This is a genomic window from Streptomyces sp. NPDC058872 (assembly GCF_042743065.1).
Lineage (GTDB): Bacteria > Actinomycetota > Actinomycetes > Streptomycetales > Streptomycetaceae > Streptomyces.
Genome location: NZ_JBHYMK010000013.1, coordinates 74,736 through 90,724 on the forward strand (window position 1 = coordinate 74,736; position 15,989 = coordinate 90,724).

The window sequence follows — 15,989 nt, forward strand, 5'->3', positions numbered from 1 at the left end:
CGGCCGGTGGCGGCACCCTGCGACTTCCGCGCAGGAGGCGGTCCTGCACCAGGCGGTCCGGGCCTGCGGCGGCATCCGTCGAGGGCGCCACCGACCCCGGCCCCGTGAGGAGCGGCCCTCTCGGCTCCGGCGCCTCGCCGCCGCGAGGCGCCGGAGCCTGGACGACAATCCGGCCTTGCCCTGAGTCCTGGTGGCAGGTCGGCCCGGGCGGGCCTCAGGGCGAGAGGCCGGGCTGGCACGTCACCGAGCCGTGCGGCAGGGTCAGCCGGTTATCGAGGGGACGGCCCCGGTGTCGAGCGTGGTGCGGTACCGCTCGACGAGTTCGGCGGTCGCGGCGGCCGACTGCCCGGTGAACAGCGCGATCTTGGACATCGGCAGCTGCGCCAGCATCTTCTGCACTTCTGGGGTCAGCTCCCGCTCGGCGCCCTCGCCCATCTTGTCGAGCAGGGGCATGAGGATCTCCGCTCCGACCGGGTCGGACAGCCAGTCGAGCACCGTCGACATGGCGTCCAGGCGAGGTGCGTCCGCCGGCTGGTTGTCCTCGGTCGTGACCTCGTGGGTGGCGCGGATGTCGCGACTGGAGAAACCGATGCGCAGCTGGGCCGTCCCCGGTTCGACCTTCCAGCGGCTCTCGGCGGACGACCAGTAGGCGAAGGAGCGCTCGTCCAGGTGGAAGCGGGCCGTCCCGGTCTCGCCCGGTGCCAGGGTCAGCTTGGCGAAGCCCTTGAGTTCGCACTCCGGGCGCATGACCGAGCTCTCGGTGTCGTGGACGTAGAGCTGGACCACCTGGCTGCCCGCTCTGTCGCCGGTGTTCGTGATGTCGACCTCGACCTCGAAGGTGTTTGCGTCCGTCCGGGCCACGCGCGGGCCGCCGTCGGCGACGGTGAAGGTGGTGTAGCCGAGCCCGAACCCGAACGGGTATGCCACGGGCATGTCGAGGGTGTCGTAGTAGCGGTAGCCGACGAAGACGCCCTCCGCGTAGCGGACGTGCTGCTCGCCGCCGGGGAAGTGCAGGTACGAGGGGTTGTCCTCCAGCCGCACCGGAATGGTCTCGGTGAGCCGGCCTCCCGGCTCGGTGCGGCCGAGCAGCAGGTCCGCGGTCGCCGTGCCGCCGGCCTGGCCGAGGAGCCATCCTTCAAGCAGGGCCGCCGCGTGGTGCTGCCAGGGGCTGACGGAGACGGCCGAGCCGTTGGACAGGACGACGACGGTGCGGGGGTTCGCCTCGTGCACCGCGGCGAGCAGTTCGATCTGGTTGGCGGGAAGGTCCATGTGCGGGCGGTCGTACCCCTCCGACTCGGCGCTCTGCGGGAGGCCGAGGAAGACGACAGCGGTGTCGGCGTCGCGGGCTGCGGCGACGGCCGCGGCCACGAGGTCGGGGTCCGGGGTCCCGTCCAGGGCGAAGCCGGGGGTGAAGGCGATACGGTCGGCGCCGAGCGTGTCGGTGAGGGCGTCAAGGGCGGTGTCCACCCGGGTGGGGACGACCTGAGAGCTGCCGGCTCCCTGGTAGCGCGGGGTCCGGGCGAACTCGCCGATCACCGCGAGCTTGCGGATGTCGTTCGGGTCCAACGGCAGCAGGCCGTGCTCGTTCTTCAGCAGGACCGCGCCGGCGGCGGCGGCTTCGCGGGCCAGAGCGTGGTGGGCGTCGTAGTCGGGGTCCTCAAACGGTTCGAGGGTGGCCCGGGTCGCGTCGAGGAGTTCGAGCACCCGGCGGGCTGCGGTGTCGACGGCCGTCTCGTCCAGGCGCCCGTCCCGGACCGCTTCGACGATCAGGTGGTCGCTGTGCGACGGCGGCATCTCGATGTCGAGGCCGGCCCCGAGCGCGGCGACACGGTCGTTGACGGCTCCCCAGTCGGAGACGACCAGCCCCTCGAATCCCCATTCCTCACGCAGGAGTTCGGTCAGCAGCCAGCGGTGTTCGGCGGTGTAGGTGCCGTTGAGCTTGTTGTAGGCGCACATGACGGTACGCGGCTGGGCGTCCTTCACCACGTGCTCGAACGCGGGCAGGTAGATCTCGCGCAGGGTCCGCTCGTCGACGTCGGCGCTGACGCGCATCCGGTCGGTCTCCTGGTTGTTGGCCGCGAAGTGCTTCAGCGAGGTGCCGACCCCCATCTCCTGCACGCCGTGGACGTAGGCGGCGGCGATGCGGCCGGCCAGGAACGGATCCTCGGAGAAGTATTCGAAGTTGCGTCCGCACAAGGGCGATCGCTTGATGTTCACTCCGGGACCCAGCAGGACCGAGACCTGTGCCGCACGGGCCTCGCGCCCCAGCGCGCGGCCGACCCTGCGGATCAGCTCCGGGTCCCAGGCCGAGGCGAGGGTGACGGCCGGCGGGAAGCAGGTGGCGGGCAGGCTGGTGCCCAGCCCGATCGGATCGGCGTCTTCCGGCTGCTTGCGCAGACCGTGCGGCCCGTCGGCGACCATCACCGAGGGGACGTCGGCCTCGGGCAGGTCCTGCAGGTGCCAGAAGTCCCGGCCCGAGGTCAGCGCGGCCTTCTGTTCCAGCGTCAGGTCACGTACGCGGGCAGCGGCATCGGGGTGGCGGTCAGACATGGATGCTCCTTCGGCGGCCGAAGCGCAAGCTTTCGGCCGTTCGCGGGCGGGAGCCCGCCTCGAACGTAAACGTTTACGATCGTGGCACAGGAACGCCCGCCACCGCTAGAAGGATCCGTCTGGCAACTTCCGGCCCCTCCCTCCGGGCCGGAAACGGACGGTCACGCAACCGATTCGCGTCCGGCTCCGCCGCCGGGGCTCCCTCAGCGTGAAGCGCGGGCCGTACTCCCCCGGACGACGAGCTCGACGGGCAGCGTCCGGGACGCGGCACCGGGGTCGGTTCCGCCGATCCAGTCCAGCAGTACGCGTGCGGCGGTGGCCCCGAGCCGTTCCAGCGGCTGGCGCACCGTGGTCAGGGACGGTGTCACGAGGGCGGCCGACTCCTGGTCGTCGAAGCCGACGACCGACAGCTCGCCGGGCACGTCGATGCCGAGGGACTGCGCCGCCCGCAGGACGCCCGCCGCCATCCGGTCGTTGAAGGCGAAGACAGCCGTCGGACGGTCTGGTGCCGACAGCAGCGAGGTCGCGGCCATGAAGCCGTCCTCCACCTCCATGCGCGCGTAGCGCACGTGCGCCGGATCCAGCAGAACTCCGGCGGTGGCCAGTGCCTCGCTGAAGCCGCGGAGCCGATCCACGGTGGCGAGCAGGGTTTCCGGCCGTCCGGCCAGGACTCCGATCTCGCGGTGCCCGAGCCTCAGCAGGTGCTCCGCCGCCTGCCTGCCGCCGCTGGCGTTGTCGCAGACCACGGCCGGGAACGGCAGAGCGAGGTCCACCGCCGGGTCCACCTGGACCAGGGGGAATCCGGACGCGGCCAGCTCCCGGAACCGCTCCGGGGCGCCGAAAGGCAGCACCTGGATCGCTCCGTCGAAGCGGGTGCGGTTCAGCCGCCCGACGGTCTCCGCCAGCTCTACTTCCTCGACGCCGGTGGTGATGACCGACAGGCTGTGCCCAGTGTCGCGGAGCACGCGGGCCGCGCCCTCCAGGATCCTGCCACAGTACTCGACGTTCACCCAGGGCAACTGGAAGGCGATCCGGCCGGTCAGCCCGGATTTCAGGGCCCTGGCGCTCGCGTTGCCGCTGAATCCGTGCTCGGCCGCGACTCGCAGCACCGCGTCCCGCGTCGCGGCCGAGACGCCCGGGCGGTCGTTCAGGGCCCGTGACACCGAGGCGGTCGAGACGCCCGCGAGACGGGCGATGTCCTGGATGGTGACGGTCTGCGCGCCCGGCTCTCCGGCCGTTCCAGCTCCCCCGACCCGCCCCTCGGGACCGGACGGCTGGGGTACCGGCGCCGGCCCCCCGACTCCCTCCTCCCGCGAGATCTGCGGCGCGGATCGCGGACCGCCGCCGGGTGCGCCCGCCTCCCTTCCCGTAGCCCGCCACGCTTCCTCGGTCACCTGGGTGCGCAGGTGCGCGAGGAGTTCCTCGGCCATGTCCACGGCTGCCGGGTTGAGTAGCCACTGCACCTGCAGACCGTCCATCACGGCAATGGTCGACCGCGCGGCGGAGGCCGGCCGCACCCCCGGTCGCAGCGCGCCCCTCTCGTCGAGGGCCTCATAGGCGAGCGCCGTGTAGTCGCGCAGCCATTCGTAGCGCTGGACGAAGTAGGCGTGCGCGGGGTGGTCGGGCGAGGCCGCCTCCGCCGAGAGCACGCAGTACAGCTCGACAAGGCCCTTCCTGTCCTCGTTGCGCCGCATTCTCTCGACCAGCCAGAGCAGCGCTTCCAGGCCGCTGCGCCCGCCCGGGTACCCGGCTCCCAGGTCCAGCTCATCGCGGTGGCGCAGGACCTCGATCAGCAGCGCCTCCTTCGAGCCGAAGTGGTGCAGCAGCCCGGGCGCACTCATCCCGACCAGCTCGGAGATCTCCCGGATCGAGGCGCCGCGGTGGCCGCCGCGCGCGAAGGCCGTCACCGCCGCCTCCAGGATCTCATGGCGGCGCTCGGCGGACTTGCGGTAGGGGCCGCGGCGCTTTCCGGGGGTGTCGGGGACGGCGTTCATGGAAGGAGATTGTGCCCGGCGGCGCCGGCCGCGCCGCGTACAGGGTCGAAAGGAGCCATCGAAAACCTTTCACTCGTTCGAAGTTTGGTGGTAGCTTCCAGCCACATTCCGGAAAGCCCTCTTCCAGGAGTCCTGTATGAAGCCGACCCTCAGCGGCAAGCCGGCCCTTCTCCTCATGGCCACCGCACTGGCTCTCACCGCCTGCAGCGGCCCCTCCGACTCGAACGGCTCGGCCACCAAGCCCAGCGGCCGTACCGCGGCCAAGCTGACGATCGGCCAGTCCCTCGCGCCTCAGTCGCTGTCAGCGTCCGCCCCGGTGACCGGTGGGCAGACCCTCTTCTACCAGCCGGTGTACGACTCCCTGCTCGTCCTCGGCCCCGACGGGTCGCCCCAGCCGGGCCTGGCGACCAAGTGGGCGTACGACCCGACCGGGACCAAGCTCACCCTGACCCTGCGCGCCGGCGTGAAGTTCACCAACGGAGAGACCTTCGACGCGGCCGCGGCCAAGGCGAACCTCGACCGGAACATCAAGGCGGGCACCAACGCCAAGACCCTGCAGGCGGTGACCGGCATCACGGTCAAGGACCCGCGGACCCTGGTCCTCTCCCTGAAGCAGAAGGACCCCGGCATCCTGTCCGCACTGGGGACCTCGGCCGCCTACATGGAGGCGCCGAAGACGTTCGGCGGCGCAGACGAGGGCACGAAGCCGGTCGGCACCGGCCCGTACACGCTCGATCCGTCCACGGTCATCGGCTCGGCCTACGTCTACAAGAAGAACCCGGACTACTGGAACGCCTCGGCGGTGCGCTACGACCAGGTCGACATCAAGGTCTTCGCCGATCCCAGCGCGATGGTCAACGCGATCCGCACGGGCCAGGTGAACGCCGCTTCCGCCAACGGAACCACCGGCGAGCAGGCGAAGCAGAGCGGCTGGAAGGTCACCACACAGCAACTCGACATCGCGGGGCTGTTCCTGTTCGACCGCGAGGGCAAGTCCGCTCCAGCGCTTGCCGACAAGCGGGTCCGGCAGGCGATCAACCTGTCGTTCGACCGCAAGGCCCTGCTCAAGGCGGTCGCCCAGGGACAGGGCACCGTCACGAGCCAGATGTTCGCCGGCCCCGACGGCGGCCCACTGGACCCGTCGCTGGAGACGAAGTGGGCCTATGACCCGGCGAAGGCCAAGCGGCTGCTGGCCGAGGCCGGACACGCCTCCGACGTGAAGATCACCCTGCCCACCCTCCCCGGTGCCGGGCCGCTGCTGCAGACGATCAAGCAGCAGCTCGCCGCGGTCGGCATCACCGCGGAGCTCGCCGACGGCGGCCCCAACGTCCTGACCGACCTGCTGACGGCCAAGTACCCGGCTTCCTACTTCCAGTTCCAGGCCGGCGACCCCTGGCTCATGATCCAGCTGCTGCTGCAGCCGGACTCGCAGTTCAACCCGTTCCACGTGTCCGACCCCAAGCTGGCCAACCTGATCGACGAGTACCGCAACGGCGACGACACCAGCCGCAAGGACACCCTCGTCAAGCTCAACGCCCGCCTCACCGACGAGGCGTGGTTCGCGCCCTGGTACCGGATGAACAATGCCTGGGCCACCGACCCGCGCACCAGCGTGACCCTACTCAAGGGCTGGGCCTCGCCGAACCTGCTCGGCTTCGCGCCCGCTTCCTGAGCCCCGCCGACACCCCCGCGTACGACCGGAGCCATCCATGCTCGCCTATCTACGAAGAAGACTGCTGTCCGGGCTGGTCCTGCTGATGGCCGTCACCGCCCTTTCCTTCCTCCTGCTCTACGCCGGATCCGGCGACGTGGTTCGCCGGATCCTCGGAGGCGGCGCGACCCAGGAGCAGATCGCGGCCAAGTCCGCCGAACTGGGGCTGGACGCACCGGTGTGGACCCAGTTCGCCACCTGGGCCTCGGGGGCCCTGCACGGAGACCTCGGCCGTTCCTGGTTCACCGGCGAGACCGTGGCGCAGGGCATCGGCAGTCGGCTGCCGGTCACCCTGTCCCTGGTCCTGGGCACGACCCTGCTGACCGTGGTCCTGTCCGCGGTGCTCGGGGTATGGGCGGCCACCCGCGGCGGCACGGTCGACAAGATCGTGCAGGGGGCGTCGGTCGTCGGCATCGCCCTGCCGGGCTTCGTCGTCGCCCTGTTCCTCGTCACCGTCTTCGCGGTCAAGCTGAAACTGTTCGCCGCGACCGGGTACACGCCACTCAGCGAGAGCCCCGCACGGTGGCTGGGCTCGGTCACCCTGCCGGTGATCGCACTGGCTCTCGGCAGCACGGTCAGCCTGACACAGCAGATCCGCGGCGCCGTGCTCGATACCCTGCGCCAGGACTGGGTCCGCACCCTGCGCACCCGCGGCCTCTCGGCGCGCCGTGTCCTGTTCCGTCACGTGCTGCGCAACGCGGCCGGACCGGCACTGACCGTGCTGAGCCTACAGACGATCGGGCTGCTCGGCGGCGCGGTCATCATCGAGCAGATCTTCGCACTCCCCGGCATCGGGCAGTACGCGATCACCGCCACCGGCGGCGGAGACCTGCCGACGATCATGGGCTTGGTCGTGATGACCACGGTGATGGTGGTCGTCATCAACCTCCTCACCGACCTGACGCAGGGCTGGCTCACCCCGAAGGCGAGGCAGATATGAAGCACGGTCTCCTCCGCAACCCCCTGGGGTTCGCCTCGGTGCTCATCCTCGCCCTGGCGGTGCTCTCCGCGGTGCTCGCACCCTGGCTGGCACCGTACGCGGCGCACACCGGCGACATCGCGCACGCACTGGAGGCACCCAGTGGGCAGCACCCGCTCGGCACCGACACCAGCGGCGGCGACGTCCTGTCGAACCTGCTGTACGCAGGCCGCTACAGCCTGTCCGGCGCGGCCCTCACGCTCGGCGTGTCATCCGTCATCGGCATCAGCGCCGGGCTGGTCGGCGGCTACTTCCGCGGCTGGTTCGACGCCACGGCGGACTGGGCGTTCGGACTGCTGATGGCGCTGCCCGGGATGATCGTGCTGCTGGCCGCCCGTGCGGTGATCGGCCCGGGCCTGTGGTCGTCCATGACGATCATCGGCGTCCTGATCACCCCGGTGTTCTACCGCGTGGTGCGCTCCGCCGTGCTGCGGGTCCGCGAGGAGCTGTACGTCGACGCGGCCCGCGTCGCGGGGCTGACCGACGCACGGATCATCCGGCGCCACATCCTGACCGTGGTACGCACGCCCGTCATCATCCAGGGCGCGATGGTGGCCGGCGCCGCGGTCGCGCTCCAGGCAGGGCTCGAGTTCGTCGGCCTGGGCGATCCGAACATCGTCACCTGGGGCACCATGCTCAGCGACGGCTTCCGCAACATCTACACCGCACCGCTGCTGATGCTCTGGCCCAGTACCGTGATCGGACTGGTCTGCGTGGCGTGCGTGCTCCTGGCGAACGCCCTGCGGGACACGCTGGAATCCGGATCGGGAACCCGGGCCGGGACCGGCGCCACCGCGGAGGACACGGCGACTTCCCCGGCCGCCGACGAACCCGCACCGACCCTCCACACCGGCCCGGCCGTAAAGACCGAGGACGTCCTGAGGGCCACAGACCTGCGGGTCGGCTACGCCCTACCTCAGGGCGGGATGGCTGAGGTCGTCCGCGGCGTCGGCCTGAGCGTGCGGCGCGGCGAGATCCACGGCCTGGTCGGCGAATCCGGATCGGGCAAGACACAGACCGCGTTCGCCATCCTCGGCGTGCTCTCCGACGGCGGACACGTCACCGCGGGCTCCATCCTGTACGAGGGTACGGAACTGGCCGGGGCCTCCGAGAAGACGTTGGCGGCCCTGCGCGGCCGGCGGATCGCGTACATCCCCCAGGAACCGATGGCGAACCTGGACCCGTCCTTCACCATCGGCGAGCAGCTCACCGAACCGCTGAGGCTGCACCTGGGAATGTCGCGGACCCAGGCCAGGACCCGGGCTCTCGAACTCCTGGCCAGGGTCGGCCTCGACGACCCCGCCCGGGTGTTCGCCTCCCACCCGCACCAGATCTCCGGCGGCATGGCCCAACGCGTCCTCATCGCCGGCGCCGTCTCCTGCGGACCGGACCTCCTCATCGCCGACGAGCCGACCACCGCTCTCGACGTGACGATCCAGGCCGAAGTGCTCGACCTCCTGCGCGACCTGCGCGACGAGCACGACATGGCGATCCTGCTGGTGACGCACAACTTCGGCGTCGTGGCGGACCTGTGCGACACGGTATCGGTCATGAAAGCCGGTCGGATCATCGAGACCGGTCCGGTGCGCGCGATCTTCCACGAGCCCGCCCGCCCCTACACCAGGTCGCTCCTGGCGGCGATCCTCGACGGCGGACCCGCGAGAAAGCCCTGGAGCGCGAGCGCCCCCTCCACCGACGCTCCTACGACCGAACCCGCCCCCGCCGAGGTGTCCGAATGACCGCCCCGCTGCTCACCGTCGAAGACCTCGAAGTCTCCTACCCCGGCCGTGGTTTCCGGGCCCGGCCCACACCGATCCTGCACGGCGTCAGCCTCGGCATCCGGCCCGGCGAAACCCTCGGGGTGGTGGGCGAATCAGGCTCCGGCAAGACCACGCTGGGCCGGGCGATCCTCGGCCTGGCCCCGGTCACCGGCGGCGACATCCGCTTCCGCGACCGCAGCATCACCCGGCTGGACCGCCGTTCCCGCCGAGCCCTGGCCACGGACATCCAGGCCGTCTTCCAGGACCCGTACGGTTCCCTCAACCCGGCGCAGAACATCGGCGACATCCTCACCGAACCGCTGACGGCGACGCGTGCGACCGATCCGGTGAAGGCGCACGCACGCGTGGACGAGCTGCTGGAACGTGTCGGGCTGCCCCGGGACTCGGCCCGACGGCTGCCCCGCGAGTTCTCCGGGGGCCAGCGGCAGCGGATCGCCATCGCCCGGGCCCTCGCGCTGGAACCGGCGCTCATCGTGTGCGACGAGCCCGTATCGGCCCTCGACCTGACCACCCAGGCGCGGGTCCTGGACCTGCTGAAGGAGATCCAGGAGGCGTCCGGCGTCGCCTACCTGTTCATCTCCCACGACCTGGCCGTCGTACGCCACCTGAGCCACCGCGTCGCGGTCCTCTACCGGGGCGACATCGTCGAGGAAGGGGACGGCGCACAGGTCACCGCCGATCCGCAGCACCCCTACACCCGAAAGCTGCTGATGGCCTCTCCGCTTCCCGACCCGGACCGGCAGGCGGAACGCCGCGCCCAGCGGCAGCGGCTGTCCACCACCGCCACAGGGGAAGGCCCTTCAAGCCGCGGCACGGCGTCCTGACGTCCGTCGTGCCGCTACGAGGTCCCGCGTCGACCCGTCGGCGCGGGACCTTCCCCCTCCTCGCCGGCCGACCATGGCTGCCGGCTCACCACCCACGTCGCCCACTCCACCGCGATGTGTCCTTGTGCGGTCGGCTCGGGGCGCGGTGACGACGTTGCCGTCGTTCCGTTTCCCCGAGCCGCCGACCCGAACCGGACGTGCGTGTCTCCACGCATCCGGCTCTCCACGTGTCTTGCCCTGCGGTCAGCCGGTTCCGGCTGCCGAGTCGATGGTCCACAGAGTCGGAATACGTGCTCCGCGGTAGCGATAGCGTTCGATCATGACGCTGGATGCGCCGAGGAACGCGATCTCGCCGTCGGCGAACCGCCACCCCTGATCACAGAATCTCTTCAACTGGCTGCTGTGGATGCTGTGTTTACGGCGGAGCCAGATCGCGACACGGTGCCACGTGAGGTCTCTACCGAACCCGGGGCGGTTCATGCGCGGAACACCCCCACGTCGGTGGGGAAGACGGCGAGAAGTGGGACCCGACCGTGCGCTCGTACGGAACACCCCCACGTCGGTGGGGAAGACAACTCGGCGCTGCCGGGCGACTTGAGGCGCTGCGGAACATCCCCACGTCGGTGGGGAAGACGCGAAGTCCCAACGGATCGTCCTGTGGCCCGACGGAACACCCCCACGTCGGTGGGGAAGACTAGGCGGGCCTCGATGCCCTCGGGGCTGTTGATGGAACACCCCCACGTCGGTGGGGAAGACCGCCCCCCTCGGCACGGGGCCGAGGACGCCCACGGAACACCCCCACGTCGGTGGGGAAGACCAGCATCGCAGGGTCGCCCTCGAACAGGTCGCCGGAACACCCCCACGTCGGTGGGGAAGACTTGATCGCGGTCACCAGCCAGTCTGCGAGGTCCGGAACACCCCCACGTCGGTGGGGAAGACGAAAACCGGCTCGTCCTTCGGGTGGGGCTCGTCGGAACACCCCCACGTCGGTGGGGAAGACGGCACCGGCCGCGCGTATCTGGGAGATGCCGGCGGAACACCCCACGTCGGTGGGGAAGACCGCGTACGGCGGTTGATCATGGCGGTAGCGGCCGGAACACCCCCACGTCGGTGGGGAAGACACCCGCGGGACCACGCCTACTATGCGGCGCGTCGGAACACCCCCACGTCGGTGGGGAAGACTTGAGGACGACGACCTTGGAGGTGGCGCCGTCCGGAACACCCCCACGTCGGTGGGGAAAACCCCGGACTCGATCAGCGCGGACTCCAGCGCGGACGGAACACCCCCACGTCGGTGGGGAAGACACCGCCCTGTGAAGCTCCACGACGCCCCGATCCGGAACACCCCCACGTCGGTGGGGAAGACGTCAGGTCACCGCGCTGCATGATCTCGCGGACCGGAACACCCCCACGTCGGTGGGGAAGACCTCGAAGGGCCCGACCGGATGCCGGTCGGGCCCGGAACACCCCCACGTCGGCGGGGAAGACGCTACGCAGGCAGTGTCAACGGTCTCTGAAAATTGACCCCGTGTGGGTCCCCGAAAATTGACCCCTTTATGGTCGGCGACTTGGGTCTGCTGACCTTGCTCTGGACGAGCCAGGCTGTCGGCCATGGATGTGAGACTCGTCGCCATGACGTTGTGCGATTACTTCTCTGCTGCTGACGACCAAGCAGCGTTGGCGGTGGCCGAGCGGGCCGGAGGGCCGGCCGAAGCCGCGCTCGACGTGGTCTTCCTCAAGAACATCGATCCGGTCGTCGCCATCGCCCAGCTCGAAGCCATCCTCACAAACTGCACCTATGAGGAGGCCAGCCGACGCCCGCGGGCCGGGCAGCTGCTGTCCTCTCCGGAGGACGAAGGCCGCCTCATCATCAGCGTGTCGGACACCCTGGCCGAGGCCCTCGCCGAGGCGACGGGGGCCGACCTGGAACGCGTCGCCGAGCCGTGGTCGATGACGGCCGAACTGCAGCAGAGCAAGGTCGACGCCTCCAACGCGCTCGATGTCCTTGAGGCCCTGGCGGGGCTCGCCCAGCGTGCCCGGTCATCCGACATGCACCTGTATTGCTGGTGGTCGCTCTGAACCGGACCGTCTGTCCAGACCGGCTGTCCGGGGCGGCTCAGTCGCGGCTGGCGCGGTTCTCCTTCGCGAGGAGTTCGCGCCGCTGGCGGGTGCGATAGGAGTCACCGGTGAGGGTGAGGACCTCGGCGTGGTGGACCAGGCGGTCGATCATCGCGGCGGCCATCACGTCGTCGGAGAAGATCTCTCCCCACCGCCCGAAGGGCAGGTTCGAAGTGACCATCACCGAGCCCTGTTCGTAGCGGGAGGCGATGAGCTGGAAGAACAGGTTCGCGGCATCCTGGTCGAACGGGATGTAGCCCACCTCGTCGATAATGATCAACTTGTAGCGGCGGATCTTCTTCAACTCGGCGTCCAACCGCCCGGCCTGGTGAGCCGCCTGGAGCCGGGTGATCCAGTTGCTGGCGGTGTCGAACAGCACCGAATAGCCGGCGTGGGCGGCCTTCACCCCGAGCCCGATGGCCAGGTGGGTCTTGCCGATCCCGGGCGGGCCGAGCAGGATCACGTTCTCCGCCTTCGCGACGAACGTGCCGGTCGCCAGGTGCGCGAGGACGTCGCGCCGCAGCGACGGCAGGTGGTCGAGGTTGAAGTCCTCCAGCGTCTTGACCTGCGGGAAGTGGGCAGTGCGGATCCGCATCACGGTGCCCTTGGACTCCCGGTCGGCGACCTGCCGCTGCAGCAGGGCTGCCAGATACTCCTCGTGGGACCAGTTCTCGTCCCGTGCCTGCTCGGCGAGCTCCTCCCAGAACGCTCCGATCGTCGGGGTCTTCAGGACCCGGGTCAGGTAGGCGAGCATGGACGGAAGCCCGTCCTTCGTCGCCGTGCCGGTGCCGGCCTTCGCCTTGGTGGTGGTCATTCGTTGCTCGCTCTCGTGCTCGCAGGGTCGAAGTCGACGCCGAACAGGGCGTCGTAGTCGGGCAGTGCCCGCAGCGCGACGGCATGTCCGTCGGCGTGGCGCCTGGTCGAGGCCTGGCGCTTTTGCCGGTCTAGGGCCAGGGCCTGGCGCATCCGCTGGGCGGTCGCGGCATGGACGGGGTCGGTGACCACGATCTGCTTCGCCCAGGACCGCTGGTGCTGAGCGACGACCTGGCCGTCGCAGAACACCGTCACCTCCTGCAGGGAGGCAGTGACGTCGACGAACCGGCCGATGGCCTGCGGGTCCACCGAGTAGTCGACAGTGTCGACGCGGACGTAGTAGTCCCGGCCGAGCCGGACCCGCTGGTTGAGTCCGATCGGCGGGGCGAGGGGCGGCAGCGGGATCATCGACAGGTAGTCGGTCTCCAGCAGGTCGACCGGCCGGCCCTGGATCGAGCGGACGGTGCGGGCGTTGGCCCGGTCCAGCCACTCGGCCAACTGCAGGTTGAAGTCCGCCGGGGAGGCGAATGTCCGGCCGGGCAGGAACGAGGTCTCCAGGTACTGGTTGTTCCGCTCGACCATGCCCTTGTATTCGGGGTCGCGGGGCGGGGCGAGCTTGATCCGGGTGGCCAGGGTCCCGGCGAACGCCGCCGCCGGCGCGGTCACCCGCCCGGTCCCGCCGATTGCTGCCTCGCGGTCCCAGACCAGCGTCTTGGTGACCCGGCCGATGCCGCTGATCAGGTCCCACATCCCCGACAGGATGTCGCCGCCCTGCCGAGAAGGGATCATCACCGCCGTCATGAACCGGGAGAAGCCGAGCGTCATCACAAGCACCGGCAGCACCCGCTCCTGCCCCGGTGCGACCGGCACCTTCGGTTCCGGGAACCACAGGTCGCACTGGGCGATCTCGCCCGGCTCGTAGGTGACCCGGTCGACCGGGTCGATGCCCACGTACTCGGGCCGGATCTGGGCCAGCTTCCGCTTCAGAGGCGACAGCGAATGCGGCCAGCCGATCCGCTCGGCAACCACCGGCGCCGGCATCGTGGGCCACTCGTTCAGCAGGAACCGGATCTGCGGCTCAAAGGTATCCGCCACCGACCCGCGTGGCGCCCGCTCGTACTTCGGCGGCCGGTCCGAAGCCAACGCGGCCTGCACCGTGTTCCGGGCCACCCCCAGCCGCCGCGAGATCTCTTTGATGGGCACGCCCTCCGCTCGATGCAGCCGACGTATCTCTGCCCAGTCCTCCACTTTCAGCACCCTCCAAGACTCAGGAGGGGTCAATATTCGGAGACCGCCTGGGGGTCAGTTTTCACGAAGCGGCGACAGGCAGCTCCTACGGACGCATGACGGGGAACACCCCCACGTCGGTGGGGAAAACCAGGTGCAGCGCGAGGCGGACCGTCTCGGTCTCGGAACACCCCCACGTCGGTGGGGAAGACTGATCACGCGCGAATGTTCCAGTAGCGCACAACGGAACACCCCCACGTCGGTGGGGAAGACGTTCAGTCGTCGGCTAGTGTCCTGAGTCTCGGAAGAGGTGCATATCTAGGGTTTGGGGTTCGGCAGGCGGTTCAGGTAGCCGGCGAGGCGTTCGAAGATCTCGTCGGCGGACTTGGTCCAGGTGAACGGCTTGGGGTCCTCGTTCCAGTGGGCGATCCAGTCGCGGATGTCCTTCTCGAGCGCCTGGACGTTCTTGTGGACCCCACGCCGTATCTGCTTGTCCGTCAGCAGGCCGAACCAGCGCTCGACCTGATTGAGCCAGGACGAGCTGGTCGGCGTGAAGTGCATATGGAAGCGCGGGTGTGCGAGCAGCCACTTCTGGATGGCAGGAGTCTTGTGGGTGGCGTAGTTGTCGCAGATCAGGTGGACGTCGAGCTCGGCGGGGACTTCCTTGTCCAGCTTCGCGAGGAACTTCTTGAACTCGGCGGCGCGGTGGCGGCGGTGCAGGGAGCCGATGACCTCGCCGGTGGCGGTGTTGAGCGCCGCGAACAAGGTGGTGACGCCTCCACGCAGGTAATCGTGGGTGCGGCGCTCGGGCATACCGGGCATCATCGGCAGCACCGGGGCCGATCGGTCCAGCGCCTGAATCTGCGACTTCTCATCGACGCAGAGCACAATGGCGCGCTCGGGCGGATCAAGGTACAGACCCACCACGTCGCGGACCTTCTCGACGAACTGCGGGCCCTTGCTCAGCTTGAAGGTGTCGACCTGGTGCGGCTTGAGGCCGAAGGTGCGCCAGATCCGCGAGACCGTCGACTGGCTCAGCCCGCTCTGCTTTGCCATCTCACGAGTGGACCAGTGGGTGGCGCCCTTCGGCGTTGTCTCCAGAGTCCGCACGATCACGTCCTCGACCTGCTCGTCCGTCACCGTGCGGGCAGGACCCGGCCGCTTTTCGTCGGCCAGGCCCTCCAGCCGCTGGGCCGCGAACCGCTTGCGCCAAGTGGCCACCGTGGTCGGATGTACCCCAAGTTCCTTACCCACCTGCGTGTTCGACAGCCCGTCAGCACACGCCAGGACGATCCGACAACGCAGCGCCAGAGCCTGCGCGGACGTCGCCCGCCGCGACCAGCGCAGCAACGTCTCACGCTCGTCATCCGTCAGAACCACGTCAACCGTCGGTCGACCCATGCGTGCCATGAGCCCAGCATACTTCTATAGCTCTTCTAAGACTCAGGACACTAGGAGCCGGGCGAGTTCCGGAACACCCCCACGTCGGTGGGGAAGACAAGCGCAGTCGCACGGGCATGGTGTCGGTCGGCGGAACACCCCCACGTCGGTGGGGAAGACTGGAAGATGACGAAGGCCGGGTCGGTTCCGCCCGGAACACCCCCACGTCGGTGGGGAAGACGTAGCTGTACTCCACGAGGGCCAGGCCGACGACGGAACACCCCCACGTCGGTGGGGAAGACTCCCTCACGGCCGTGCACAGCCTGGGCCCCCGGGGAACACCCCCACGTCGGTGGGGAAGACCGTCGCGGTCCGCTGTGCGACGTCCGTCACGGCGGAACACCCCCACGTCGGTGGGGAAGACCGGCGAGCCTCCTTCAGCCCGGTGACCGCCTGCGGAACACCCCCACGTCGGTGGGGAAGACCAAGACGGGTTCACGAGCGGCAGACGACTGGTCGGAACACCCCCACGTCGGTGGGGAAGACTCCATCTGGCAGGCCTCACGGGCCGTGGCGGCCGGAACACCCCCACGTCGGTGGGGAAGACGGGCC

General features: G+C 69.6%; 11 protein-coding genes and 2 CRISPR repeat arrays (1 of these 13 only partly in view). Of the genes, 5 read left to right on the top strand and 6 right to left on the bottom strand.

The window, feature by feature from the left end:
• Positions 1–261: 261 nt before the first annotated feature.
• Positions 262–2,550: a glycoside hydrolase family 3 C-terminal domain-containing protein gene (locus tag ACFW22_RS10925; RefSeq protein WP_386401513.1), complete on the bottom strand. Its 2,289-nt coding sequence runs from the start codon at positions 2,548–2,550 to the stop codon at positions 262–264.
• 203 nt (positions 2,551–2,753) lie between these two features.
• Positions 2,754–4,544: a substrate-binding domain-containing protein gene (locus tag ACFW22_RS10930; RefSeq protein ID WP_386401515.1), complete on the bottom strand. Its 1,791-nt coding sequence runs from the start codon at positions 4,542–4,544 to the stop codon at positions 2,754–2,756.
• 136 nt (positions 4,545–4,680) lie between these two features.
• Here ACFW22_RS10930 and ACFW22_RS10935 point away from each other — a divergent pair, with 136 nt between their 5' ends.
• From ACFW22_RS10935 to ACFW22_RS10950, 4 genes are read left to right on the top strand one after another with little or no spacing between them, the layout of a single operon-like run.
• Entirely contained in the window at positions 4,681–6,216 is a 1,536-nt protein-coding gene (locus ACFW22_RS10935; RefSeq protein WP_386401517.1) for an ABC transporter substrate-binding protein, read from the top strand.
• A 37-nt stretch (positions 6,217–6,253) separates the two neighbouring features.
• A complete protein-coding gene (locus ACFW22_RS10940) occupies positions 6,254–7,195 on the top strand; it encodes an ABC transporter permease (protein ID WP_386401519.1) in 942 nt (313 codons plus the stop codon).
• Complete coding sequence (locus ACFW22_RS10945) at positions 7,192–8,973, top strand: dipeptide/oligopeptide/nickel ABC transporter permease/ATP-binding protein (RefSeq protein WP_386401521.1); 1,782 nt, start codon at positions 7,192–7,194, stop codon at positions 8,971–8,973. The genes ACFW22_RS10940 and ACFW22_RS10945 overlap by 4 nt, the downstream gene beginning before the upstream one ends.
• Complete coding sequence (locus ACFW22_RS10950) at positions 8,970–9,839, top strand: ATP-binding cassette domain-containing protein (protein ID WP_386401523.1); 870 nt, start codon at positions 8,970–8,972, stop codon at positions 9,837–9,839. The genes ACFW22_RS10945 and ACFW22_RS10950 overlap by 4 nt, the downstream gene beginning before the upstream one ends.
• A gap of 243 nt (positions 9,840–10,082) precedes the next feature.
• On the opposite strand, the gene ACFW22_RS10955 is transcribed toward ACFW22_RS10950, so the two are convergent.
• A complete protein-coding gene (locus ACFW22_RS10955) occupies positions 10,083–10,319 on the bottom strand; it encodes a hypothetical protein (RefSeq protein ID WP_386401525.1) in 237 nt (78 codons plus the stop codon).
• 3 nt (positions 10,320–10,322) lie between these two features.
• A CRISPR array of direct repeats spans positions 10,323–11,327; the repeat unit is 28 nt; unit sequence GGAACACCCCCACGTCGGTGGGGAAGAC.
• Between the two features lie 144 nt (positions 11,328–11,471).
• Here ACFW22_RS10955 and ACFW22_RS10960 point away from each other — a divergent pair.
• A complete protein-coding gene (locus ACFW22_RS10960) occupies positions 11,472–11,918 on the top strand; it encodes a hypothetical protein (RefSeq protein ID WP_386401527.1) in 447 nt (148 codons plus the stop codon).
• A 37-nt stretch (positions 11,919–11,955) separates the two neighbouring features.
• Here the strand turns inward: ACFW22_RS10960 and istB are convergent, their stop codons facing one another.
• The 3 genes from istB to ACFW22_RS10975 form a co-directional block, all read right to left on the bottom strand.
• On the bottom strand, positions 11,956–12,771 hold the full coding sequence (gene istB, locus ACFW22_RS10965; protein WP_386401529.1) for an IS21-like element helper ATPase IstB: 816 nt from the start codon (positions 12,769–12,771) through the stop codon (positions 11,956–11,958).
• Complete coding sequence (istA, locus tag ACFW22_RS10970; protein WP_386401530.1) at positions 12,768–14,027, bottom strand: IS21 family transposase; 1,260 nt, start codon at positions 14,025–14,027, stop codon at positions 12,768–12,770. Before istA ends, istB begins: the two co-directional genes overlap by 4 nt.
• Before the next feature lie 288 nt (positions 14,028–14,315).
• The gene (locus ACFW22_RS10975; protein WP_386401532.1) at positions 14,316–15,407 is read right to left on the bottom strand and encodes an IS630 family transposase; all 1,092 of its coding nucleotides are present in this window, start codon (positions 15,405–15,407) and stop codon (positions 14,316–14,318) included.
• A gap of 60 nt (positions 15,408–15,467) precedes the next feature.
• Positions 15,468–15,989: direct repeats of the CRISPR family, unit length 28 nt; unit sequence GGAACACCCCCACGTCGGTGGGGAAGAC; it runs 483 nt beyond the window's last position.